At 61.0% G+C, this 21,968-nt stretch carries 24 protein-coding genes, 1 tRNA gene and 1 pseudogene; 19 read left to right on the top strand and 7 right to left on the bottom strand.

The genetic code is table 11. From position 1 onward, the window contains the following. Positions 1-34 precede the first annotated feature (34 nt). From phbB to ccmI, 10 genes are all read left to right on the top strand, one after another. Positions 35-772: an acetoacetyl-CoA reductase gene (phbB, locus tag HEQ17_RS09440; RefSeq protein ID WP_296292509.1), complete on the top strand. Its 738-nt coding sequence runs from the start codon at positions 35-37 to the stop codon at positions 770-772. 228 nt (positions 773-1,000) lie between these two features. Continuing rightward, positions 1,001-1,666, top strand: a complete 666-nt coding sequence (gene ccmA / locus HEQ17_RS09435) for a cytochrome c biogenesis heme-transporting ATPase CcmA (RefSeq protein ID WP_296292508.1) — start codon at positions 1,001-1,003, stop codon at positions 1,664-1,666. 20 nt (positions 1,667-1,686) lie between these two features. Next, a complete protein-coding gene (gene ccmB, locus HEQ17_RS09430; protein WP_296292507.1) occupies positions 1,687-2,382 on the top strand; it encodes a heme exporter protein CcmB in 696 nt (231 codons plus the stop codon). A 10-nt stretch (positions 2,383-2,392) separates the two neighbouring features. After that, a complete protein-coding gene (ccmC, locus tag HEQ17_RS09425) occupies positions 2,393-3,151 on the top strand; it encodes a heme ABC transporter permease CcmC (protein ID WP_296292506.1) in 759 nt (252 codons plus the stop codon). Next, entirely contained in the window at positions 3,148-3,387 is a 240-nt protein-coding gene (gene ccmD / locus HEQ17_RS09420) for a heme exporter protein CcmD (protein ID WP_296292505.1), read from the top strand. Before ccmC ends, ccmD begins: the two co-directional genes overlap by 4 nt. Further along, a complete protein-coding gene (ccmE, locus tag HEQ17_RS09415) occupies positions 3,384-3,830 on the top strand; it encodes a cytochrome c maturation protein CcmE (protein WP_296292504.1) in 447 nt (148 codons plus the stop codon). Before ccmD ends, ccmE begins: the two co-directional genes overlap by 4 nt. A 27-nt stretch (positions 3,831-3,857) precedes the next feature. Next, positions 3,858-5,858 (top strand): heme lyase CcmF/NrfE family subunit, encoded by a 2,001-nt coding sequence (locus HEQ17_RS09410; protein WP_296292503.1) that lies wholly within the window; start codon positions 3,858-3,860, stop codon positions 5,856-5,858. Beyond that, positions 5,855-6,472, top strand: a complete 618-nt coding sequence (locus tag HEQ17_RS09405; protein WP_296292502.1) for a redoxin family protein — start codon at positions 5,855-5,857, stop codon at positions 6,470-6,472. The genes HEQ17_RS09410 and HEQ17_RS09405 overlap by 4 nt, the downstream gene beginning before the upstream one ends. After that, a complete protein-coding gene (locus HEQ17_RS09400; protein ID WP_296293714.1) occupies positions 6,472-6,978 on the top strand; it encodes a cytochrome c-type biogenesis protein in 507 nt (168 codons plus the stop codon). Before HEQ17_RS09405 ends, HEQ17_RS09400 begins: the two co-directional genes overlap by 1 nt. Further along, a complete protein-coding gene (gene ccmI / locus HEQ17_RS09395; protein ID WP_296292501.1) occupies positions 6,978-8,297 on the top strand; it encodes a c-type cytochrome biogenesis protein CcmI in 1,320 nt (439 codons plus the stop codon). The genes HEQ17_RS09400 and ccmI overlap by 1 nt, the downstream gene beginning before the upstream one ends. Before the next feature lie 98 nt (positions 8,298-8,395). Here ccmI and hemE read toward each other — a convergent pair whose 3' ends face one another. Then, positions 8,396-9,538, bottom strand: a complete 1,143-nt coding sequence (hemE, locus tag HEQ17_RS09390; protein WP_296292500.1) for a uroporphyrinogen decarboxylase — start codon at positions 9,536-9,538, stop codon at positions 8,396-8,398. A 146-nt stretch (positions 9,539-9,684) separates the two neighbouring features. Here hemE and rfbA point away from each other — a divergent pair, with 146 nt between their 5' ends. Together rfbA and rfbC are read left to right on the top strand one after the other, a co-directional pair. Continuing rightward, positions 9,685-10,557 carry a glucose-1-phosphate thymidylyltransferase RfbA gene (gene rfbA, locus HEQ17_RS09385; RefSeq protein ID WP_296292499.1) on the top strand — a complete coding sequence of 291 codons (873 nt, stop codon included), beginning with the start codon at positions 9,685-9,687 and terminating at the stop codon, positions 10,555-10,557. Positions 10,558-10,695: 138 nt separating this feature from the next. Beyond that, positions 10,696-11,220 (top strand): dTDP-4-dehydrorhamnose 3,5-epimerase, encoded by a 525-nt coding sequence (gene rfbC / locus HEQ17_RS09380; RefSeq protein WP_296293713.1) that lies wholly within the window; start codon positions 10,696-10,698, stop codon positions 11,218-11,220. A gap of 195 nt (positions 11,221-11,415) precedes the next feature. Here rfbC and HEQ17_RS09375 read toward each other — a convergent pair whose 3' ends face one another. Both HEQ17_RS09375 and radC read right to left on the bottom strand, forming a co-directional pair. Further along, positions 11,416-12,414 (bottom strand): adenosine kinase, encoded by a 999-nt coding sequence (locus HEQ17_RS09375; RefSeq protein ID WP_296292498.1) that lies wholly within the window; start codon positions 12,412-12,414, stop codon positions 11,416-11,418. A gap of 42 nt (positions 12,415-12,456) precedes the next feature. Further along, complete coding sequence (gene radC, locus HEQ17_RS09370) at positions 12,457-13,128, bottom strand: DNA repair protein RadC (RefSeq protein WP_296292497.1); 672 nt, start codon at positions 13,126-13,128, stop codon at positions 12,457-12,459. A gap of 130 nt (positions 13,129-13,258) precedes the next feature. On the opposite strand from radC, the gene HEQ17_RS09365 reads away from it, so the two are divergent. The 5 genes from HEQ17_RS09365 (at position 13,259) to HEQ17_RS09345 (ending at position 16,586) form a co-directional block, all read left to right on the top strand. Next, entirely contained in the window at positions 13,259-13,702 is a 444-nt protein-coding gene (locus tag HEQ17_RS09365) for an FKBP-type peptidyl-prolyl cis-trans isomerase (protein WP_296292496.1), read from the top strand. Further along, the gene (ispH, locus tag HEQ17_RS09360) at positions 13,702-14,679 is read left to right on the top strand and encodes a 4-hydroxy-3-methylbut-2-enyl diphosphate reductase (protein WP_296292495.1); all 978 of its coding nucleotides are present in this window, start codon (positions 13,702-13,704) and stop codon (positions 14,677-14,679) included. Before HEQ17_RS09365 ends, ispH begins: the two co-directional genes overlap by 1 nt. After that, the gene (gene serS, locus HEQ17_RS09355) at positions 14,672-15,979 is read left to right on the top strand and encodes a serine--tRNA ligase (protein ID WP_296292494.1); all 1,308 of its coding nucleotides are present in this window, start codon (positions 14,672-14,674) and stop codon (positions 15,977-15,979) included. The genes ispH and serS overlap by 8 nt, the downstream gene beginning before the upstream one ends. A 28-nt stretch (positions 15,980-16,007) precedes the next feature. Further along, positions 16,008-16,460: a hypothetical protein gene (locus tag HEQ17_RS09350; RefSeq protein ID WP_296292493.1), complete on the top strand. Its 453-nt coding sequence runs from the start codon at positions 16,008-16,010 to the stop codon at positions 16,458-16,460. 36 nt (positions 16,461-16,496) lie between these two features. Next, a tRNA-Ser gene (locus tag HEQ17_RS09345) sits at positions 16,497-16,586 on the top strand. Between the two features lie 71 nt (positions 16,587-16,657). Here HEQ17_RS09345 and HEQ17_RS09340 read toward each other — a convergent pair. Next, complete coding sequence (locus HEQ17_RS09340; RefSeq protein WP_296292492.1) at positions 16,658-17,023, bottom strand: hypothetical protein; 366 nt, start codon at positions 17,021-17,023, stop codon at positions 16,658-16,660. Positions 17,024-17,139: 116 nt separating this feature from the next. Then, positions 17,140-19,395, bottom strand: coding sequence for an FAD-dependent oxidoreductase (locus tag HEQ17_RS09335; protein ID WP_296292491.1), 2,256 nt, complete (start codon positions 19,393-19,395; stop codon positions 17,140-17,142). A gap of 121 nt (positions 19,396-19,516) precedes the next feature. On the opposite strand from HEQ17_RS09335, the gene HEQ17_RS09330 reads away from it, so the two are divergent. Beyond that, entirely contained in the window at positions 19,517-20,185 is a 669-nt protein-coding gene (locus HEQ17_RS09330; protein ID WP_296292490.1) for a TetR/AcrR family transcriptional regulator, read from the top strand. A gap of 285 nt (positions 20,186-20,470) precedes the next feature. Further along, a pseudogene (locus HEQ17_RS09325) lies at positions 20,471-20,836 on the top strand (integrase core domain-containing protein); the annotation flags it as partial. 216 nt (positions 20,837-21,052) lie between these two features. On the opposite strand, the gene HEQ17_RS09320 reads toward HEQ17_RS09325, so the two are convergent. Together HEQ17_RS09320 and HEQ17_RS09315 are read right to left on the bottom strand one after the other, a co-directional pair. Next, positions 21,053-21,433: a DUF2149 domain-containing protein gene (locus tag HEQ17_RS09320; protein ID WP_296292489.1), complete on the bottom strand. Its 381-nt coding sequence runs from the start codon at positions 21,431-21,433 to the stop codon at positions 21,053-21,055. Beyond that, positions 21,426-21,959: a MotA/TolQ/ExbB proton channel family protein gene (locus HEQ17_RS09315; RefSeq protein WP_296292488.1), complete on the bottom strand. Its 534-nt coding sequence runs from the start codon at positions 21,957-21,959 to the stop codon at positions 21,426-21,428. The genes HEQ17_RS09320 and HEQ17_RS09315 overlap by 8 nt, the downstream gene beginning before the upstream one ends. Positions 21,960-21,968: the final 9 nt, after the last annotated feature.

The following is a 21,968-nucleotide window of genomic DNA, read 5'->3' as shown; positions in this document are numbered from 1 at the left end:
CGGTTTCATTCATCACACACAACAGGAGACATCCATGAGTCAAAAACTAGCGTACGTCACCGGCGGAATGGGCGGCATCGGTACCGCGATCTGCCAACGCCTGCACCAAGAGGGCTTCAAGGTCATCGCCGGTTGCGGACCCACCCGTGACTACAACAAGTGGTTGGACGAGCAAAAAGCCCTCGGCTTCACCTTCCATGCCTCTGTGGGCAATGTGGGTGACTGGGACTCGACGGTGGCGGCCTTCACCAAGGCCAAGGCCGAGCATGGCTGTGTGGACGTGCTAGTCAACAACGCCGGCATCACCAAGGACCGCATGTTCCTGAAGATGACCCGCGAAGATTGGCAAGCCGTCATGAACACCAACCTGGACTCCATGTTCAACGTGACCAAGCAAGTGGTTGCCGACATGGTCGAAAGAGGCTGGGGCCGCATCATCAACATCAGCTCGGTCAACGGCGAAAAAGGCCAAGCCGGGCAAACCAACTACTCGGCTGCCAAAGCCGGTATGCACGGTTTTTCGATGGCCCTGGCGCAAGAGCTGGCCACCAAGGGCGTGACGGTGAACACCGTCAGTCCTGGTTACATCGGCACCGACATGGTCAACGCCATCCGCCCTGACGTGCTGGAAAAGATCGTGGCCACCGTACCCGTCAAGCGCTTGGGCAAGCCCAGCGAGATCGCCTCCATCATCGCCTGGATGGCCAGCGAAGATGGTGGTTACACCACGGGTGCCGACTTTGCAGTCAACGGTGGTTTGCACATGGGCTGATGCTGGCTTCTTGCCAAGTTTGGTAACGCCAAGCCAGGCAAGGCCAGCTCGTAGCATCCGCAAAAAAACCGCCTTCGGGCGGTTTTTTTGCGTCGCAGCGGGTCCTTGGCAGGCGACTGACTCAGGGCTTACCCTGATTTGCCCCGGTTATCCAGGCCTTTGACGTACACAAAGTGTCAATCTGTCGTTACACTTCGCTCTGTCTTTAACCGACCAGAAAGCCCTGTCATGGCGTCTTGGGTGCTCAAAGCGATGGACCTGGCCTGCCAAAAGGCCCAGCGGACCTTGTTCGAGGGCGTGAGCTTGGGTGTGCCAGCAGGTGCTTGGTTGCACATTGAAGGCGCTAATGGCTGCGGCAAGACCAGTTTGCTGCGCATCCTGTGTGGGCTGTCGCCGGCAGCACGGGGTCAGGTGATCTGGCCCGCAGCGAACTCCGAAGCCCGTATGGCCACTTCTGGTGCATCCATGCATCGCCCCGATCGCACGGTGCTCCATTACATCGGGCATGCCCTCGGACTCAAACCCGATTTGACCGCTTGCGAGAACCTGTGCCTGGACGCCCGGGTCAGTGGTTTGTCCCTCAGCCGCGACCAAGCCTTGTGGGCGTTGACGGCCCAAGGCCTCAAAAGTCGAGCCCATTTGCCGGTGCGCGTGCTCTCGCAAGGCCAGCGTCAAGGCGTTGCCTTGGCCCGCTTGCGCACCAGCCCGGCGCGGCTGTGGGTGCTGGACGAGCCTTTGGTGGGTCTGGACGCCGATGCCACCGCCACGGCCCGTGACCTGTTGCAATCGCATGTGGACGCTGGCGGCGCCTTGGTCCTGACCAGCCACCACGACGTGCAGTTGCGCGGTCCGGGCGCGCGATTGCAGTTGAATGGCGGGGGGCGCGCTGCATGAACAGCCAGGCCCTTCCTGCCATGAGCAGGCCTTTGGTGTTGCCCAGCCCCTGGCAAGCCATGTGGGGCTTGCTGCGGCGCGATCTGCGACTGGCCTTGCGGCGCAAGGCCGAGTGGTTGGGGGTGGTGTTTTTTTTCATGCTTGTGGCCGCTTTGTTTCCGCTGGCCATTGGCCCCGAGCCGGATTTGCTGCAAGCCATCGGGCCGGGCGTTTTGTGGGTGGCAGCTTTGCTGGCCAGCATGCTGAGCCTGGGCCGCTTGTTCGAGGCTGATCACCTGGACGGCAGCCTGGAGCAAATGGCCTTGTCGGCTGCGCCCTTGTCTTGGCTGGTGTCGGCCAAGGTGGCTGCGCATTGGTTGATGTCGGGTTTGCCTTTGGTGCTGCTGTCGCCGCTCTTGGGCATGCAGTTCGGGCTGAACCCACAGGCGTTGGCCATGCTGGCCTTGACGTTGTTGGTCGGCACGCCGGTCTTGTCTTTGTTGGGCGCGATTGGCGCAGCCCTCACTTTGGGGGTGCGCGGCGCAGGGGTGCTGCAGTCGCTCTTGCTCTTGCCTTTGTATGTGCCGGTGCTGGTGTTTGGCGCTGGCGCGGTCGATGCACAACTGCGAGGCCTGGGGGCGCAAGCCCATGTGTCGGTGTTGCTGGCTTTGTTGTTGGCCACGGCAGCATTCAGCCCTTGGGCGTGTGCGGCGGCTTTGCGCCTGGCACTGGAATGAAGGTCCCGGCATGAAGCTCTTCCATTACGCCGCACCGCAAAATTTTTATCCCTTGGCGGGGCACCTGTGGCCTGTGCTGGCGCTGTTGGCCACTGTGCTGGCTCTGGCGGGTTTATGGGTGGGCTTCATGGTGGCCCCACCCGATGCGCAGCAGGGGCAGGCCTACCGCATCATTTACATCCATGTGCCGGTGTCCTGGATGGCCATGCTGATTTACTTGGCCATGGCGTTCTGGAGCGTGCTGGGTTTGGTGTTCCAGACCCGCTTGTCGGGCCTGATGACCCGCGCACTGGCACCCACCGGGGCTTTACTGGCCTTTTTGTCGCTCTGGACCGGGGCCTTGTGGGGCAAGCCCATGTGGGGTACCTACTGGGTGTGGGACGCGCGGCTGACTTCGATGCTGATTTTGCTGTTCTTGTACCTGGGTTACATCGCACTGACATCGGCGATTGAAGAGCCACATCGCGCGGACAAGGCCGGTGCATTGGTCGCTGTGGTCGGGGCTGTGAACGTGCCCATCATTTATTTTTCGGTGCAGTGGTGGAACACCTTGCACCAGGGGGCTTCGGTCTCGTTCACGCAGTCGCCGCGCATGGCCAGCGTGATGCTCACGGGCATGCTGCTGATGAGTCTGGCGATGTGGTTGTACGCGGCAGCCATCGCGCTGTGGCGGGTGCGCAGTTTGATTCTGTTGCGCGAGAGCCATGCCAGCTGGGTACAGCAATTGCCCGAGGTGCTGACCTATCGCTTGACCAGGGGGGCTGCATGATCTGGCAGAGTGCCTCCGAGTTTTGGGCCATGGGCGGCTACGGTGTTTACGTGTGGGGCAGCATGGGCGTGAGCGCGGCCTTGCTGGTGCTGGAAGTGTGGCTGGCCCGTGTGGGCAGGCAGCAGGCGATGGACGCTGTTTGCGAGGCCATGGACGCCGATGACGAAGACATGACGGCGGCGCAGTCAACCGGCGGCTCACCCCCTTCCAAATGGTCCTCAGGAGTTGACTCATGAAAAACCGTCACCAGCGATTGTTGGGCATCGGACTGGGCCTCTTGCTCTTGTGCGGCGCGCTGTTTTTTGTGCTCAACGCCTTTCAGAGCAATCTGGTGTTTTTCTTCACGCCCACCCAGGTCGCTGCGGGCGAGGCGCCCAAGGAGGGGAATTTTCGGGTTGGGGGCTTGGTCAAGGCAGGCAGCATTCAGCGCGACGGCATGGCTGTGGTCTTTGTGGTGACCGACACGCTGCGCGAGGTGCCGGTGCGCTATGTGGGCCTGCTGCCCGACTTGTTCAAGGAAGGCAAAGGCGTGGTGGCGCAGGGCCGTCTGGACGGGGGGCAGATGTTCGTGGCCAGCGAAGTGCTGGCCAAGCATGACGAAAACTACATGCCACCTGAGGCCCAGCACGCGCTGGACGAAGCGGCCAAGGCCCGTGCGGGCGCGGCGTTGGTGCGATGACTTGCGCTGAATGGTTCGGAGCTGGGTATGTGGCCTGAAGCGGGTCTCCTGGCATTGATCATGGCGGCCTGGGTCGCCTTGGCTCAAGCGGTGCTGCCGCTGTGGGGTAGTTTGTCGACACGACGCGCAAGCTGGCAAAGGCTGGCGAGGCCATTGGCGCAGTTGCAATTGATCCTGATCGTGTTGTCTTTTTTGGCGCTTTGGCAGGCTTTTTATGTGTACGATTTCAGCGTGGTGTACGTGGCCCATCATTCCAATACCTTGCTGCCCGCGCCGTATCGCTTGTCGGCGATTTGGGCCGGGCACGAAGGCTCGTTGCTGCTGTGGGTGCTGATGCTGGCGCTGTGGTCGGTGGCGGTGGCCACGTTTTCCAGGCACCTGCCGCAGGCCCTGGTGGCGCAGGTGCTGGGCGTCATGGGCGCTGTGTCGGTGGGTTTTCTGGCCTTCATTTTGGCCTTGTCCAATCCGTTTGCACGCCAGTTTCCGGCCCCGGTCGAAGGGCGTGACCTGACGCCCTTGCTGCAGGACCCGGGCCTGGTGATTCATCCGCCCATGCTCTACATGGGCTATGTGGGGCTATCGGTGGCGTTTGCTTTTGCCGTGGCGGCGTTGCTGTCCGGGCGGCTCGATGCTGCGTGGGCACGTTGGGCGCGGCCCTGGACGGTGGCTGCCTGGGGTTTTTTGACTCTGGGCATCGCTTTGGGTTCGTGGTGGGCGTATTACGAACTGGGCTGGGGCGGTTGGTGGTTTTGGGACCCGGTCGAAAACGCTTCACTCATGCCTTGGCTGGTGGCCACGGCGCTCATCCATTCCCTCATGGTCACCGACAAGCGCGGGCAGTTCAAGGCCTGGACGGTGCTGCTGGCCATTGGAGCGTTTTCGCTCAGTTTGCTGGGTACCTTCCTGGTGCGCTCGGGGGTGTTGACTTCGGTGCACGCCTTTGCCACCGATCCTGGGCGGGGCATTTTCATCTTGTTGTTTTTGGCCGTGGTGGTGGGCGTGTCATTGGCCTTGTTTGCCTGGCGTGCGCCGCAGTGGGCCAATGCCTCGCAGCCGGTGGCAGGTTCGCGCGAATCGTTTTTGCTGCTCAACAGCGTGCTTTTGGTGGTGGCCATGGCGGCGGTGCTGCTGGGCACCTTGTATCCGCTGATCATCGACGCACTCAACCTGGGCAAGTTGTCGGTTGGGCCGCCATATTTTGACCGTGTGTTTGTGCCGCTGATGGTGCCGCTGCTCTTGGCCATGGTGCCGGGAACGGTGGTGCCTTGGCATGTGGCGCGCTGGGCTGCTTTGCGTCAATTGATGGTACCCGGTGCCTTGGCGCTGCTGGCAGCCAGTGCATGGGCCAGTTGGGGCGGTCCGCCACAGGACGCCGACGCTCCCATCGCCACTGCGGGCGGCTGGCTCACGGTGATGGGCGGTACGCTGGGCGGCTGGATTGTTTTGTCGGGCGTCTGGCAAATCGTGCAGCGCCTGCGCCTGTCCGGTTCGCCGGGCCTGGCCTGGTGGGGCATGCATGGCGCGCACCTGGGCGTGGCGGTGCTGGTGCTGGGCATCACGGGGGTGAAGTCTTTTGAAGTGGAGCGCGATGTGCGTTTGGGTCTGGGTGATGCGGTGACGGTGGCCGGTGTGCGCTACCAGTTGATCAGCGTGGACAATCACCTTGGGCCCAACTATTTGGCATTGCGGGCCAACCTAAAGCTATTCGAGGGGGAGCGCATGGTGGGCACCTTGCAGCCCGAAAAACGCCGTTATGTGTCGAGTGCCATGCCCATGACCGAAGCGGCGATTGACCGTAATCTGTGGCGTGACCGCTATGTGTCTTTGGGTGAGCCTTTGGCAGGCGATCCGCCGCAATGGAGTTTTCGGGTGTACCACAAGCCTTATGTGTCGTGGATCTGGCTGGGCGCGGTGTTCATGGTTGTGGGCGGTGGGCTGGCGGCTTTTGATCGGCGATACCGACAGGCCCGGGCCAATGTCCAGCGGCCATTGCTTGGGACAGGTTCTGCCCTGGGTGTGGAGCCATGAGCGCGCGATCCTTTGTCAGGCCCGCCGCTCAGCGCATGCCGCGTTGGGTGTTGGTGCCGCTGGCGCTTTTTTTGGGCTTGGTGGCTTTTTTGGCCGTGGGTTTACAGCGTAACCCGCAAGAGATTCCTTCACCCCTGATCGGTCAGCCTGCACCCACTTTCCGCTTGCCGGTGGTGGGCGGCTCAGACACTTTCGGTGTGGTGCAATTCAAGGGGCAGCTCACGCTGGTCAATCTGTGGGCGACCTGGTGCGCGGGTTGCCGCGAAGAGCACCCGATTTTGATGGCGCTGTCGCGCCAGCCGGGACTTCAGATGGTGGGCCTCAACTACAAAGAACTGCAGGCCTCGGAATTGGCCGGCCAGGACCCGTTGGGTGCGCCCGCGGTGCAAAAAGCCTCCGAGCGCAGCCAGGCCTGGCTGCAAAAACACGGGCAGGCCTTTGATGTGAATTTGCTGGATCTGGATGGTCGAGTCGGTATGGACTTTGGTGTGTATGGTTTGCCCGAAACCTATTTGGTGGACCGTGCGGGCGTGGTGCGCTTCAAGCACGCAGGGCCTTTGACGCCCGATGTGGTGCAGCACAAATTGCTGCCCTTGCTGCGGAGTTTGCCTTGATGCGCGCTGTCCTGAAAATCAGCTTGATGCTCGTGTGTCTTGGGGCTCAGGGCTTGAGCGCATGGGCTCAGGCTTCGCCATCGCCTGCGGGCCTGCCACCTGTGCAAACCGTGATCACCGCACAGGCTGAATCGCCCATGTCGCCCGCCGTGAAAGCGCGCTGGGACCGCATCGCGGCCGAGCTGCGTTGTCTGGTGTGCCAAAACGAAACGCTGGCTTCTTCGCACGCCGAACTGGCCCTGGATTTGCGCCGTGAGCTGCGCAGCTTGATCGAACAAGGCCAAAGTGACACCGACATCCGCAGTTTCATGGTCAGCCGTTACGGGGACTTTGTGCTCTACAAACCCGAGATCAAGCCCGTCACCTGGTTGCTCTGGTTTGGCCCCTTTGTGTTGCTTTTGCTGGCTTTGGCCGGTGCCCTGCGTTTGATGCGCCGTGGGCCGGTTGCGCCTGCGTCCTTGACCGAGGGCGAGCGCGAGCGCGTTCGCCAATTGCTGGAGTCCTGATGTCTGATGTGCCGCCTTGGCTGGGTTTGGGGGTGAGCTGGTTGCTTTTAAGTGCGCTGGCCTCAGGGTTCTTGTGGCGCGGGCTCACGCAGCAAGCCGGTGCAGCTCAGACCGCTGCGGGCACAGACGATGGCGCGGATGTGCAGGCCTTGGCCAATCGCCGCATCCAGCAGCAGCACTTGGCCGATCTGGACCGCGCTTTGGCCGAAGGCCGACTGGGCCGCGCACAACACGCGGCTGCCCGCGACGAGTTGATGCGTCATGTGCTGGACGATGCGGCCATGGCCATGCCTCGCGGGGCGGGGCAGCCCGCTGTTGGTGCGCTGCGCTGGGGCTTGCTGGCGGCAGGTTTGGCACTCCTCAGCGGCTTAAGTTACCTGCAACTGGGCGCGCCACAAACTTGGTGGCCCGTTCCCCTGAGTCAGCGGGTGCAAATCAGCGCCACCACGCCCGAACAATTGGCCGAACAAACCCGGGTGTGGCAGCAGGTCACGCAAACCAAGCCGGATGACGCACGCGCCTGGCTGACCCTGGCACGTTTACATGCCGCGCAAAATGCACATCCCCAAGCCGAGCAAGCCCTGGCCCGTGTGCTGGCCTTGTCGCCCGAGCCCGATCTGTGGATTGAGCGCGCACAAATGAAAGCCTTGAGCGAGGGTGGCACTTACACCGGGGAGCCCTGGCAATGGATTCAAAACGTGTTGCGCGAGCAGCCTCAGCACCTGAACGCGCTGGTGTTGGCGGGTAGCGCGGCCTTGTCTGAGCAACGGCAGGCAGCAGCGCAAACCTATTGGCAGCAAGCGCTGGCTTTGGTGCCTGCTGACAGTGAGGCTGCACAAGGCCTGCAACAAGCTTTGGCACAACTGACCGACATGAAGCCAGTCGCCGCGCCACCCGCGGGTGGGCAAGCCGTGCTGGCTGAAACACTGGCGTCGCCGAAGACGCCGACGCCTGCCAGCTTGCACGCATCCGGCAACAGCCGCCCCCTTATTCAGGGTGAGGTGCGCGTCTCGCCGCAGGTGCAAAGCCAAATCGAATCCGGCGCGACCTTGTTCGTGTACGCGCTGGCCGAAGAGGGCACACGTCGCCCCGTGGCGATTTGGCGCGGTACACCCAGCGCATGGCCCGTGACGTTCTCTTTGAGCGACCGCATGGGCATGGGCGCACCGCCTCATTTGTCAGACTTGCAGCAAGTGCGGCTGGTGGCGCGTATTTCCAGAACAGGCGCAGCCCAAAGGCAGCCAGACGATTGGCAAGTGGAACTGGCCGGCGTGATGATTGGCGTACAAGGCGTGGTGATGAACATCACCGGACGCTGAGCTGCTGTGCCGGCAAAGGCCAACTTGCACAAAACCGAGCACACCGTTCAGTGGTGATTCCCTATAGGTCGGACCTGGCGGGTCCAATGAGAGGTGGCTCAGCCGTGCCGTAACTTCTTCGAATGGCTGTGCACCGCCTCGACCAGCGCCGTCACATGCTCGGGCGGGGTGAATTGGCTGATGCCGTGGCCCAGGTTGAAGATGTGCGTGGGGCCTGTGGTGCTGCGGTCGGTGTGCGGCGTGCCAAAGCTGTCCAGCACGCGGTGCACCTCGGTGGCGATCTGCGCGGGCGGTGCAAAGAGGATGTTCGGGTCGATGTTGCCTTGCAGCGCTTTGCCGGGGCCACCCACAGGGCCACCCACCAGGGCGCGGGCGCGGCCCAGGTTCATGGTCCAGTCCAGGCCCAGCACATCGCAGTTCAAACCCGCCATCTCGGGCAGCCACAGGCCGCCGCCCTTGGTGAAGACGATGCTGGGGATGCGTTGGCCGTTGTGCTCGGTTTTGAGCTGGCTCAGCACGCGGGCCGTGTAGGCCAGGCTGAACTGCTGAAAGGCCCCATCGGCCAGCACGCCGCCCCAGCTGTCAAACACCATGACCGCTTGGGCACCGGCTTCGATTTGGGTGTTCAGGTACAGGGCCACGGCGTCGGCGTTGATGGCCAAAATGCGGTGCATCAAATCCGGGCGGCTGTACATCAGGGTTTTGACGTGACGGTAGTCGTCAGAGCCCGCGCCTTCGACCATGTAGCACGCCAGCGTCCAGGGGCTGCCGGAAAAGCCAATCAGGGGCACGCGGCCGTTCAGCGCTTTGCGGATGCTGGTGACGGCATCGAAGACGTAGCGCAGCTTGTTCATGTCGGGCACGGCCAGCTCGGCCACGGCGGCTTCGTCGCGCACGTTTTTGGCAAAGCGGGGGCCTTCGCCCTGGGCAAACGACAAGCCCAGGCCCATGGCGTCGGGCACGGTCAAGATGTCGCTGAACAGGATGGACGCGTCCAGCGGGTAACGGTCCAGGGGCTGCAAGGTCACTTCGGTGGCGAAGTCCACGTTGGTGGCCAGGCCCATGAAGCTGCCGGCTTTGGCGCGGGTGGCGCAGTACTCGGGCAAATAGCGACCGGCTTGGCGCATGAGCCAGACGGGGGTGTGGTCAGTGGCTTGGCGCAGGCAGGCGCGCAAGAAGCTGTCGTTTTGCAGGGGGGTGAAAGTCGACGAGGAGGATGTGGCGTTGGGGCTTGACATCATTCAGGCATTTTCGCAGGCGGATTAGGTCTGGTCCAGCACAAGTCGTCACGGACGTTCGAGCCTGTGCGATAGTCTTGCATCTTGAATAAGAGCAGTCTGTGCCTGCATGATTTTTCGGTGCCGGATGAGGTCACCTAAAATAAGCCATGAACAAGCGCAAAGGCATCATCCTCGCAGGCGGCTCCGGCACCCGCCTGTACCCCGTGACCCAGGCGGTGAGCAAACAGCTCATGCCGGTGTACGACAAGCCCATGGTGTATTACCCGCTCACCACCTTGATGTTGGCGGGCATTCGCGATGTGTTGCTGATCAGCACGCCGCAAGACACGCCGCGTTTTGTAGAGTTGCTGGGCGACGGCAGCCAGTGGGGCATGAACATTCAATATGCGGTACAAGCCAGCCCTGATGGGCTGGCGCAAGCCTTCATCATCGGCAAGGAATTTGTGGGCCATGACCCAAGCGCTTTGGTGTTGGGCGACAATATTTTTTATGGTCATGACTTGGTCAAACTGCTGGGCAGCGCCAACGTGCGTGACCAGGGAGCCAGCGTATTTGCCTACCATGTGCACGATCCCGAACGTTATGGCGTAGTTGATTTTGATGGCCAGTCGCGCGCCTTGTCGATCGAAGAAAAGCCCAAGGCCCCCAAGAGCAATTACGCGGTCACAGGCCTGTATTTTTACGACAGCCAAGTGTGTGACATCGCCGCCGACATCCAGCCTTCAGCCCGTGGCGAATTGGAGATCACCGACGTTAACAAACGCTACCTGGAACTGGGTCAGCTCAATGTCGAGATCATGGGGCGCGGCTATGCCTGGTTGGACACAGGCACCCACGACAGTTTGCTGGAGGCTGCGGGCTTCATCGCCACCCTGCAAAAACGCCAGGGTTTGATGGTGGCTTGCCCTGAAGAAATTGCTTTTCATCAACAATGGATAGACGCCGCTGCCCTGCAAAAACTGGCTGCGCCTTTGACCAAGAATGGCTATGGGCAATACCTGCTCGGCTTGCTTAAGTGAGTTCGCCGGCATTGCACTGAGGGGCGTTGCTTACAGGGGCCTCTTGTCGGGCAAGTTCCGGATTTTTAACTCTTTTTTGAGCCTTTAGGCCGACCTGCAGAACACCAATTTATGCCTTATTAAGTCACACCCACTGCCATTCCTGAAGTTTTATTGTTGGAGCCACAGGTCTTTGGTGATGCGTGTGGGTTCTTTTTTGAGTCCTTCAATCAACGCGACTTTGCCGTTAAAACAGGCGTTGACTTGCCCTTTGTGCAGGACAACCACAGCAAGTCGGCCCAAGGCGTGTTGCGCAGCTTGCATTACCAGATCCAGTGCCCGCAGGGCAAGCTGGTGCGGGTGGTGCAAGGCCAGGTGTTCGATGGGGCGGTGGACCTGCGCCAAAGCTCGGCCACTTTTGGCCAATGGGTTGGGGTGTATCTGGATGCCCAAAAACACCAGCAGTTGTGGGTGCCTCCGAGTTTTGCGCACGGCTTTGTGGTGCTCAGTGAATCGGCTGAATTTTTGTACAAAACCACCGATTACTGGTACCCCGCCCACGAGCGCAGTTTGCGCTGGGACGACCCCTTGGTGGGCATTGTTTGGCCGATGACAGGACAACCGCTGCTGGCAGCCAAGGACGCAGCAGCCGTGGGCTTGGCCGAGGCCGACAAGTTCGCCTGAAGACCGATCAACGAGGCCTCAAGCAGCTCAGATGGACCCAGTTTCTGGCTGATCGGTGAGAGCCAAGCCGCAACCGTTCGGGCGATAGCTATGGCATGGCGCTCGCCGACCATCGAATGACGGCCCAGTCGCTTGGCGCTGATGACGAATGCTTTATCGAGATCACCGGAGACCAGAAGGAGGATTTGGTGATGCTCAGGCCTTCAGGAAGTCGGCGTGGATTTGCTGCATCTGAACCGCCGTCAAGCGGTTGCCATGTTGGCTGACCACGGCGGCGGCCGTGCGGTTGGCCAGCGCAGCTGCCTCGGATGGCGTTTGGCCATGCGTGATCCCGTACAAGAAGGCCCCGGCAAACATGTCGCCAGCGCCGTTGGTGTCCACCGCTTGGGCGGGCACGGCGGGCACTTCGATGCGCTGGTTGCCTTGAATCACGATGCAGCCTTTAGCGCCTCGCGTCAGGCACACGGTTTTGGCCAAAGCCGAAAGCTGGCCAATGATGGCGTCCAGCTCGGTGGTGCCACACCAGGTTTGCGCTTCTTCTTCGTTGGCAAACAAATAGACCAGGCCGTTGCCGATCATGGCTTCTAGGCCTGCGCGGCAGAAGTTGATCATGCTGACATCACTGAGGGTGAGGGCCGTGGCCACTTGGTGCTCGATGGCAATCTGGCGACCTTGAACAGCGGCTTCGAGGCCACTGGGCGATGCGGCCAGATAGCCTTCCATGTAATAAATTTTGGACTTGGCGATGTCTTGCGGATGCAAAGAGCTGGCGTCCAGCTGCGAGGTGGCACCTAAAAAAGTGCACATGCTGCGCTCGGCGTCGGGGGTGACCAGCACCATGCAGCTGCCGGTTTGGCCTTCTTTCGCCTGTGTGTGGGTCAGGTTGGTGGCCACGCCGTTGGCTTGCAGGTCTTGGCTGTAAAAAGCGCCCAGTTCATCGTCGGCCACACGGCACGAATAAAACGCTTTGCCGCCCAATTGGGCCAGTGCCACCACGGTGTTGCCCGCTGAGCCGCCACCGGTGCGCCGGGCGTGCAGGCCTTGCACATGGGTGAGCAGTTCGGCGCGTTGGGGGGTGTCGATCAGGGTCATGTGGCGTTTGCTCACGCCCATGGTGTGCAGCAAGGCGTCAGAGACTTCGTATTCGGTGTCGACCAGGGCGTTGCCGATGGCGTAGAGGTGGTAGTGGGACATGGGCCGCAGGGTGTTGGTGTAAATCCATGAGTTTACCGACCCTCACATCAATCCTGATTCGGCCATCGACAGTGCCTGTCCTTGCCCCACGATGATGTGGTCGAGCACGCGCACATCCACCAGTGCGAGTGAAGCTTTGAGGGTCTGGGTCAGGTGCTCGTCGGCCCGGCTGGGCTGGACCGAGCCGCTGGGGTGGTTGTGCGACAGCACCACAGCGGCGGCCTGGTGGTGCAGGGCGCGCATGACCACTTCGCGCGGGTAAACGCTGGTCTGGCTGAGCGTGCCCCTAAAAAGCTCTTCCATGGCCAGCATGCGGTTTTGGCTGTCCAGAAACAGCACCGCAAAGACTTCGTGGTTTTTATGGGCCAGTTGCAGCTGCAAATACTGTTTGACGGCGTTGGGCGTTTGGAATGCCTCGCGCTCTTTCAGGCGCTGGCTCAAGGCCCGGCGGGCCAGCTCGAACACGGCCAGCAGCTCGGCCTGTTTGGCCGGACCCAGACCCTTGACCAATTGGAGTGACTGCGCCGTGGCCTGCAGCAAGCCCGCGATGCCGTCCGGCCCCAGCAGTTCTTCGGACAGCTGGAACACGTTTTTGCCCGCCATGCCGGTGCGCAGCAAGATGGCCAGCAACTCCACATCGCTCAGGGCCTGCGGGCCACGGGCGAGCAGTTTTTCGCGCGGCCGCGCATCGGCTGGCAAGTCTTTGATGCTCATGTTGAGGCCCCTCCCAGGTCCCGCATTCGGCCAAGCTTGCCCCTTTGACGGGACGGGTTGGCCGGACTTTTTACAATAGCCCCTTCTTTATGCCTGTTTCGCCGCCCTGGTGGCATTCCAGAAAACCCTTATGCCCATTGTCGAACCCGCCTCTTTTTTGACGCTTCACTACCGCCTGGCCGGGCCGCAGGGCGACATCATCAACACTTTCCATGAAAAGCCCGCCACCCTGTCGCTGGGCTCGGGCACCTTGTCGCCCGCCCTCGAGCAGCGCTTGTTGGGCTTGGCCGAAGGCACCCGAGTGGTGATGGAGATTCCGGCCGGCGAAGCTTTTGGCGAACGCATTGCCGACATGCAGCAATGGGTGGCCCGCAAGTTGCTGAACGAATTGGGTGATCCGACTGAAAAATATGTGGCAGGCGATGTGGTGCAATTCCCCACGCCCGATGGCTTGGGTTCGTATGCGGGCACGGTGCTGGAAGTGAACACGGAGGGTGCGGTGAAGTTTGACTTCAACCACCCCTTGGCCGGTCAGCCTGTGACCTTTGAAATTGAACTGATTGGAGTGCTGTGATGACATCCGAAGTGCTGTTGGCCGAGCCGCGTGGCTTTTGCGCCGGGGTGGACCGTGCGATCGACATCGTGGAGCACGCGCTCAACAAATTCGGCCGGCCAATTTATGTGCGCCACGAGATCGTGCACAACACCTATGTGGTGGACGATCTGAAAAAAAAGGGCGCGATCTTCATTGAAGAGTTGTCTGATGTGCCGCCCGGGGCCACGCTGATTTTCAGCGCCCACGGGGTGAGCCGGGCGATCCAAGACGAAGCGGTAGAGCGCGGATTCAGGATTTTTGACGCCACCTGCCCCTTGGTGAGCAAGGTGCATGTGGAGCTGGCCAAGCTGCACAAAGAGGGTTATGAGTTCATCATGATCGGCCACAAGGGCCACCCCGAGGTGGAGGGCACCATGGGCCAGCTCGACAGCGGCATCCACTTGGTGGAGGACGTGCAAGACGTGGCGCATGTGCAACCTGCGCAGACCGAGTTGCTGGCGGTGGTGACGCAAACCACCTTGAGCGTGGACGATGCGGCCGAGATTGTGGCCGCCGTCAGGGCGCGCTTTCCGCAAGTGCGCGAGCCCAAGCAGCAAGACATTTGCTACGCCACCCAGAACCGGCAGGACGCCGTCAAGCTGATGAGCCCGATGGTGGACGTGGTGATCGTGGTGGGCAGCCCCACCAGCTCCAACAGCAACCGCCTGCGCGAGCTGGCCGACCGTTTGGGCACGCCCGCCTACATGGTGGACAGTGCGGCCGACCTGGACCCCGCTTGGTTTGAAGGCACGCTGAAAGTGGGCTTGACCGCCGGCGCGTCGGCCCCGGATGTGCTGGTGCAAGATGTCATTCAGCGCCTGCGTGCCATGGGCGCAGTGTCGGTGCGCACCTTGGACGGCATTCAGGAAACCATCAAGTTCCCGCTGCCCAAGGGCTTGAAGCTGGACGCTGCAGAAAACCCAGAACCCGGCTCACTACAATCGCCCCATGCTTGATATTGTTCTTCTCCGCAAAGATCTGGACGCTGTTGTGGCGCGTTTGCAGACCCGTAAAAATCCCCAGCTCTTTCTGGACGTGGACGCTTTTCGCGCTTTGGAAGGCGAGCGCAAAACGCTGCAAACCCGCACCGAAGAGCTGCAAAGCCAGCGCAACAGCTTGTCCAAGCAAATTGGCATGCTCAAGGGCAAAGGCCAACACGCCGAGGCCGATGCCGTGATGGCGCAAGTGGGCGCGATCAAAGACGAGCTCGATGCTTCGGCCCAGCGCTTGGAGGTGCTTCAGGCCGAACTGCAAGACCTGCTGCTGGCCGTGCCCAATTTGCCGCACGAAAGCGTGCCGGTAGGTGAGGGTGAAGAAGGCAACGTTGAAGTGCGCCGCTGGGGCACGGTGCGCAGTTTCGACTTTGAGCTCAAGGACCATGTGGACATCGGCGAAAAGCTCGGCCTGGACTTTGCCACCGGCACCAAGTTGACCGGATCGCGTTTCACCTTCATGCGCGGCCCGGTGGCCCGCTTGCACCGGGCGCTGGCGCAGTTCATGCTGGACGTGCAGACCTCAGAGCACGGGTACACCGAGTGCTACACGCCCTACATCGTGAACGCCGACACGCTGCGTGGCACGGGCCAGCTGCCCAAGTTCGAAGCCGATCTGTTCGCTGCCAATAAAGGCGGCCAAGAGGGCGAAGAAAGCCAAGCGCTGTACCTGATCCCCACGTCGGAGGTGACGCTCACCAACGTGGTGCGCGACGAAGTGTTGGCCGAGGCGGATTTGCCCATCAAGCTCACGGCACATACCCCGTGCTTCCGGTCCGAGGCGGGCAGCGGCGGGCGTGATGTGCGCGGCCTGATCCGACAACACCAGTTCGACAAAGTCGAGATGGTGCAGATCGTGCACCCTGAGCAAAGCTACGAAGCGCTCGAAGCCATGACAGGCCACGCCGAAGCCATTTTGCAAAAGCTGGGCCTGCCCTACCGCGTGATGAGTCTGTGCACCGGCGACATGGGTTTTGGCGCGAGCAAGACCTATGACCTGGAAGTCTGGGTGCCTGCGCAAAACACCTACCGTGAGATCAGCTCGGTGTCCAACTGCGAGGCTTTCCAAGCCCGCCGCTTGCAAGCCCGCTTCAAAAACGCGCAAGGCAAAAACGAGCTGGTCCACACTTTGAACGGTTCGGGCCTGGCCGTGGGCCGTGCCTTGGTGGCGGTGCTGGAGAACTACCAAAATGCCGACGGCTCGGTGACGGTGCCTGAGGTGCTTCGTCCTTACTTGGGCGGCTTGGCGCGGCTGAGCGTTTGATTTTTCTAAATTCACCAGGAGTGCGTTGATGAATGGCATGCATCGTGTTTTGTGGACTCTTCTGGTGACTGCAGCCTTGGCAGCTTGTGCCAACACGGGCAGCTCGACTTCAGTGGCCGTGGGGCCTGACGGTAAGCTGCAAAACCCGGTGCAATTGCTCGGGCAATTGCCTTTGCCTCCAGGTGCTGTCATCCGTGCGGATCAGTCCTTGATCATTGGCGCTGGCGACAATTGGGTGGGCCGCGTGATGTTGGATGTGGGGCGTGATGTGGATGCGGCCTACCGATTTTTCCTAGAAACTTACCCAGCGCAGGGCTGGACCGTGGTGTCGGCGGTGCGTGGCAAAAACAGTTTCCTGGTCATGACCCGGCAAGAGCGCACGGCGACATTCGAGTTGGTGGACGGCGGCATGATGGGCGGCAGCGTTTCTTTGACGATGGCACCACGCAATGCAGCGGTCATGGTGCCGAAAAAGCCCTGAAGGGCTCTGCTAGAATCACTTCTTCGACAAATCTCAGGAGGGGTGGCAGAGTGGTCGAATGTACCTGACTCGAAATCAGGCGTAGTGGCAACACTACCGAGGGTTCGAATCCCTCCTCCTCCGCCAAGATTAGTTCGAACTGAATCTAAGTCGTTCGAACAATTTCCAATCCGTTCGGGGCCTGCCAGGGGGTACGCCTAGAACACCTTCCGGACCAAGCTGGCTTCCTCGTAGGCCTCAATGTCTTTGGTCCGGTACAACACCTTCCCCACGATCTTCAAATATGGCGGCCCTTCGCCGACAGTGCGCCAGCGCTGAAGCCGCGCGACGGAGCACACCCAGCGATCGGCAAGCATTTTTTCGGTCAGTAGTTCTCGGCGGGGTTCAGCCGGCACTTCTGCAAATCTGGGGAGTGGCTCTGGCTCGGTCTCCTTGGCTCCCGTTTTGGCGATGCCGTTCTCAAGGACATCCAGCACGTCGCGGGTGCTTTCAGACCGCGGCGTCGCAGTAGAGTTAGTTGGGCGATGGGCTTGTGCCTTGATGTCTGTACGTGGTGATTTCATACAGGTTCATACCGGCGGCTTGAGCGCTTTTCTCAGCAGGGTGGGCCGCTGGATGCAATCAACCCCGACTGAGGCGGGGTGCATGCCAAGTTGGGCAGCCTGGGTATGCGCGCCAGTCAGAAGCTCTCCGCATGCAGATGTCTCGCTCCACGGGCCTCCAGTACAGCTCTGCCATCTGCCACCATCCCCGATGACCCACAGAGGTAGAAGTCCGTGGTCTCGGGATCGAAATCCAAGTTCTTCAGCGCCGCTGTCACCCGGCCACGGTATCCGTCCGCAGGAGCTTCGTCCTGACTGACGCAACGGATCACCCTGCCTGGTAGCACTGTGCCCTCGGCGGTGATGTCCTCTTCCCGGGTTCGGTAGCCGAACAGCAGAACAGCTTCGTCGAGCGTACCTGCCGCTTGGAGCGACTCGAACATTGGTAGAAACGGCGCCAGTCCCGTGCCAGTGGCGATGAACACCCGCCGTCTGCCCGATCGCTCAAGCGTGTACTGCCCCAACGGAAGCTCGACTTCCGTGGCGGTGCCAACAGAGGCACCTTGAACAAACCGCGAGCCATGGCCGCCGGTACGCGTGCTGATCAGAAAGCGCACCCGCTGTCCCTCGAGCCCCGCGATGGAGTAGTCGCGCCATTCGCCGCTCCCCACATGCAGTCTCGCGAACTGGCCGGGGGCATAGCCTTCGACCGGGCCCGTCACCTCGAACTCCAGATGCCAAATGGAAGGCGTCAGGGCACGCTTGGCGGTGAGCACCGCGCGCTTTTTCTGTGGCGGCAACGAAGAACTGGGGGTGCTTACAGGGCCGGACTTGATGGCCGCCTGAATCATCGGAAATCCTTTGGTCCCCAGCGCTTGGCAAGCCGCCCCAACGCCGCCCATCATGGCGCCGAAGATGCCCAGGCAGCCGGCATCCTGCCCTGCCAGGTACAGGCCTTCGATGGGCGTGCTGGGCCCCAATTGCGTGGAGCGATAGCGCTGCGGGCTGGCCGCCAAACCGTAGAAGCGCCCGCCTGGATGCGAGGTGTAGTGCTCCACCGTCAGCGGTGTGGCCAGTTCTGTGTACGACACCAGCGCGGCCAGCCCCGGAATGTGGGCATCGGCTAGTCTCAGCAGACCGTCCCCGATTCGTTGCTTGAGCGCTGAGTAGTCAGCCCCCCGATTACCCTTGGGCCGATCGCGCCACTGGGCAAAGGCACGCTCATCGACGAAGGCAATGATCTCGGCCGTGTGGAACTGTTCGTCCTTCGCCTTGATCGACGGAAACGACACATAGATGCTGCGCGGGGAGCCCTCCAGCACGCTGCGGGATTGGGCTGTGGTGTCGTCGTGTTCGAAGGTGGTGTTGATCCAGTGGTTTTCGCCCTGCACGCCGATACTCCGCGGATCGGCCTTGAGTCGCAGGTACAGCGTGACCGCCGAGAGCCCGCCGCTTAGCTGCTGGATGTCCCCGCGCAAGGCGGCTGTCCTGGTCCCGATCTCGCCCTCCGTCGGCAAGAGCCGCTCGAAGGTGATGGCCGCACCAGCGCCAGAGATCACGATCGGGGCCTTGTAGACGCGCTCCACCGGCAGCGGGCCACGCCGATCAAGTACCCGCACACCGATCGCCTTGCTGCCGTCGGTGAGGATCTCCAACACTTCCTGCGCTACCAGGATCGATCCACCGGCCCGCTCGATGCCTTTCTCGAAGGTCCTCGCAATTCGCGCGGCACCGCCCTCGGGGTACCAGGCGCCTTGCAGGTAGTGCGAGACGATCTGGGCATGCACGGCAAACGCGCTTTGTGAGGGCGGCAGTCCATAGTCGCCCCATTGGCTGGCCAGCACGGCGCGCAGTTCCGGTGATCGGAATCTTGCGGCCAGCACGGCACCCGTGGTGCGCTTGGCGAGCCTGCCTGTGAGTCGCTGTGTCCAACGAAGCAAAGGCTCCACGGGCCGAGGCACCATGCCGCGCATGAAGCCCAGGATCGCCCAGCGTCTGGCTCGCTTAACATCCTTGAAGTACCGACGAATCGCTGCTGCTTCCTGCGGAAACCTATCGCTCAGGACGCGCTCATAAGTCGCAGGATTCGAGGGTACCGAGATATCAATGCCGGGATAGACGAAGCGCTCGAAGCGATCCGGCATGCGGGTCCACAGCAGTTCGCCACCGGAAAGGTAATCGAAGAACGCCCGCCCTTGGGAACCCGGCTCCACCTCCCCAACGTAATGCAAGCCCACGTCCCAGGACGCACCGTCGCGCCTGAACACGTGCGTTAGGCCGCCGGGCTCCGTGTGCTTCTCCAGCACCAGCACCTTCTTCCCGGCCACACCCGCCAGTAGACCTGCGGCGGTCATGCCGCCGATACCCGAGCCGATCACGATCGCGTCATGCATGTTCATCTCCTTCGAGTCGGCCCGGCGCCCGCCGAGCGATGTTTGGCACAGTCAAGTTGACAGTGTCCATTAACTGTACCAAATAAATAGACGATGTCAAGCAAATGGGGTACCATGCTTTATGACTACTAGAAAGCGTGGCCGCCCGAAAGCCGATGCCGACCGGGATTTGCGTGGTGAGTTGCTCCGCACCAGCCGCCTGCTGCTCGACGAGGGCGGCGTGGCTGCGTTGAGCATGCGAGAGGTGGCGCGCCGCGCCGGATGCACCCACCAGGCGCCGTACCACTACTTCGAGGACCGTGAGTCGATATTGGCCAGACTGGTTGCCGACGGATTCGATGCGCTTGCTGGTCGCCTGAAGGCCGCAAACGACCTAGTGATACAACAAAGTGTTCGGACCGCCCTGATCATGTCAGGCCGTGCCTACGTCGATTTCGCACTGTCGCAGCCGGGCGTGTTCAGGGTCATGTTCCGACCTGACGTCTGCAACCCAATGCGGTTCCCTGCCGTCCTGGAGGCTGGAGGCCGTGCACGCGCCGAACTGGATCGACTCACCCGAATCGTCCATGGCAGCCAGGCAACATCCGAACAGGCCAGCATCCTGTGGGCCCACGTGCACGGCTTGGCATGCCTGTTGATCGACGGCCCGCTAGCGATGGCCTTTGGGACGGAGCAGGAGAGGCAGCGCCACCTGGAAGGGGTGGCGGATGGATTCGCCGATATGCTTCTCGCTTCCGGAGCAGGGGGAAGTTCGAATCCCGGACGCCGACGAAAGAAGGATGTGTCTTGACTGAGCGAGTTGGTGCTACGAATACTGCTGCCCCGCCAATCAAAAGACCTCCAACCTGCTCAGCAGGCCTTGAGGCAGCCTCAGGCCCCGCACCACGCGGGACTTTTTGTTTTGGGCTCCTGACTGCCACCTGCGCCAAGGGGGCGGGAAAGGCGTCTCAAACTCCGTTTGTCTCAAAACCTCATGACTTTTTCGGACTTGGTTCCGAGCCTTGAATTTGCGGATTTCAGTAAAACAGGCTGTGAACCTAGTTGAATGAAATTTCGTTGTTCAGGGGGTCCTGAGTGCCAAGCCTTGAACATTGAACACCGCCTGACCAAACCACGCACGCCCCGCACCAATGGCATGGTCGAGCGCTTCAACGGGCGTATCGCTGATGTGCTCAAGACACACCGATTCACCAGCGGTGAAGATTTGGAGCAAACGCTCATACGTTACGTGGCTCTGTACAACCATCAGATACCCCAGTCAGCGCTTAAAAGCAAAACACCGATGAGGGCCATGAAAGACTGGTACGCTTCTCATCCTCATTTATTTATAAAACGGCCTTACGATCATCCGGGATGCGACAGTTGGGCTCCGGGTATTGAGGACATGAAAGAATCCTGGAAGAAGCCTTGCGCAGAGTCCCTCGCCATGGTCTGCGCGTAACGAATGCGTGCGTTGCAATCTATCGCCTTCCCTGGTACGTGTTCAGTACGCCCAACGGCTTGATCGATGGGAGATGAAAGAAATAGCGATTCCTTTATCCAATTGACCGTTGCGGGGGGTAGCACAGGTGGAGCCGCAGGGCGTAAAGCCCCAGTGTCCTCTTGCTTCCCGTTGAACTGCAGCGATGTCAACCATGCCGCAAACACCAACGAAGGGCTAATGTTGAATTGGGCCATTTGCGCCGCTCTCGACTTCTGGCACATAGACCATGGAGCCGTTCTTGAGACGATAGGCTGTTCCTGCCTTCGCACCCTGACCCTCGCCAATCTGGCCGGAGGATTTGTACTCCTTGAGTTCCTGCCCTTCCTTGATGACCATTGCCATATCCGGTTTGCCCGGATTCTTGATCACGATGACGTCCTGCGTAGCAAACGGGTTGAGCGGGTTTTCTATCACCGCAATCAGCAGAACCGCGATGATTACCAGAAACACATCGACGATGTTGACCACACTGAGGATCGGGTCATCCCCATCGTCGTCATCCAGAATATTGATGCCAATGGGGCGACGCTTGGCCGGCAAAGCAGATTCATGCATGTGCCGCTCCCAGGGTATGCACAGTTTCCGTGTCAGCTGCGTTATGCATGTCGGTGCGACGATCCAGCACCTGGCCAAGCTCCTCCAATAACCAGCGTTTGCGCACCAACTGCACAACGTAGGTGATAGCGGCGGACAACAGCGCCACGATGACGGCTGCGAACGCCACCACCAGATCTTGTGCCATGCCTTGGGCGTTGCCTGCCGAAACCGCTATTAACGCCGGTCCCATCGGGATCATGGTGGCGACCAGACCCAGCATGGGGGCAATTCGGCTGACGATGCGCTGCAACTCGATCTGTTTGAGGACATGCAATTCCAGATCGTCCTGGCTTGCAGTGGGTCTGGACCGTAGGAACTGGTGTATCGGTTGCCGACCCTGACCGCGGAATGTACGCAGAGCCACATCAAACAAAAGCATGCCCATGCAGAACAAGGCATATACAAACATTGCACACAGCAGTACGAGCACGGGTGCGAGGAAAAACTTGGATATTTCGTACAGGAAACTTTCGATGCCGTTCATTTATGTGTT

Origin of the sequence: Limnohabitans sp., assembly GCF_023910625.1 — a bacterium.
Classification (GTDB): domain Bacteria; phylum Pseudomonadota; class Gammaproteobacteria; order Burkholderiales; family Burkholderiaceae_C; genus Limnohabitans_A.
This window is presented reverse-complemented; position numbering and strand designations above follow the sequence as displayed.

Bases quoted from the DNA above. Each gene is read 5' to 3' on its own strand.
- phbB (WP_296292509.1), top strand. From the start codon at position 35: ATGAGTCAAAAACTAGCGTACGTCACCGGCGGAATGGGCGGCATCGGT.
- ccmA (WP_296292508.1), top strand. From the start codon at position 1,001: ATGGCGTCTTGGGTGCTCAAAGCGATGGACCTGGCCTGCCAAAAGGCC.
- ccmB (WP_296292507.1), top strand. From the start codon at position 1,687: ATGAGCAGGCCTTTGGTGTTGCCCAGCCCCTGGCAAGCCATGTGGGGC.
- ccmC (WP_296292506.1), top strand. From the start codon at position 2,393: ATGAAGCTCTTCCATTACGCCGCACCGCAAAATTTTTATCCCTTGGCG.
- ccmD (WP_296292505.1), top strand. From the start codon at position 3,148: ATGATCTGGCAGAGTGCCTCCGAGTTTTGGGCCATGGGCGGCTACGGT.
- ccmE (WP_296292504.1), top strand. From the start codon at position 3,384: ATGAAAAACCGTCACCAGCGATTGTTGGGCATCGGACTGGGCCTCTTG.
- HEQ17_RS09410 (WP_296292503.1), top strand. From the start codon at position 3,858: ATGTGGCCTGAAGCGGGTCTCCTGGCATTGATCATGGCGGCCTGGGTC.
- HEQ17_RS09405 (WP_296292502.1), top strand. From the start codon at position 5,855: ATGAGCGCGCGATCCTTTGTCAGGCCCGCCGCTCAGCGCATGCCGCGT.
- HEQ17_RS09400 (WP_296293714.1), top strand. From the start codon at position 6,472: ATGCGCGCTGTCCTGAAAATCAGCTTGATGCTCGTGTGTCTTGGGGCT.
- ccmI (WP_296292501.1), top strand. From the start codon at position 6,978: ATGTCTGATGTGCCGCCTTGGCTGGGTTTGGGGGTGAGCTGGTTGCTT.
- hemE (WP_296292500.1), bottom strand. From the start codon at position 9,538: ATGATGTCAAGCCCCAACGCCACATCCTCCTCGTCGACTTTCACCCCC.
- rfbA (WP_296292499.1), top strand. From the start codon at position 9,685: ATGAACAAGCGCAAAGGCATCATCCTCGCAGGCGGCTCCGGCACCCGC.
- HEQ17_RS09375 (WP_296292498.1), bottom strand. From the start codon at position 12,414: ATGTCCCACTACCACCTCTACGCCATCGGCAACGCCCTGGTCGACACC.
- radC (WP_296292497.1), bottom strand. From the start codon at position 13,128: ATGAGCATCAAAGACTTGCCAGCCGATGCGCGGCCGCGCGAAAAACTG.
- HEQ17_RS09365 (WP_296292496.1), top strand. From the start codon at position 13,259: ATGCCCATTGTCGAACCCGCCTCTTTTTTGACGCTTCACTACCGCCTG.
- ispH (WP_296292495.1), top strand. From the start codon at position 13,702: ATGACATCCGAAGTGCTGTTGGCCGAGCCGCGTGGCTTTTGCGCCGGG.
- serS (WP_296292494.1), top strand. From the start codon at position 14,672: ATGCTTGATATTGTTCTTCTCCGCAAAGATCTGGACGCTGTTGTGGCG.
- HEQ17_RS09350 (WP_296292493.1), top strand. From the start codon at position 16,008: ATGAATGGCATGCATCGTGTTTTGTGGACTCTTCTGGTGACTGCAGCC.
- HEQ17_RS09340 (WP_296292492.1), bottom strand. From the start codon at position 17,023: ATGAAATCACCACGTACAGACATCAAGGCACAAGCCCATCGCCCAACT.
- HEQ17_RS09335 (WP_296292491.1), bottom strand. From the start codon at position 19,395: ATGCATGACGCGATCGTGATCGGCTCGGGTATCGGCGGCATGACCGCC.
- HEQ17_RS09330 (WP_296292490.1), top strand. From the start codon at position 19,517: ATGACTACTAGAAAGCGTGGCCGCCCGAAAGCCGATGCCGACCGGGAT.
- HEQ17_RS09320 (WP_296292489.1), bottom strand. From the start codon at position 21,433: ATGCATGAATCTGCTTTGCCGGCCAAGCGTCGCCCCATTGGCATCAAT.
- HEQ17_RS09315 (WP_296292488.1), bottom strand. From the start codon at position 21,959: ATGAACGGCATCGAAAGTTTCCTGTACGAAATATCCAAGTTTTTCCTC.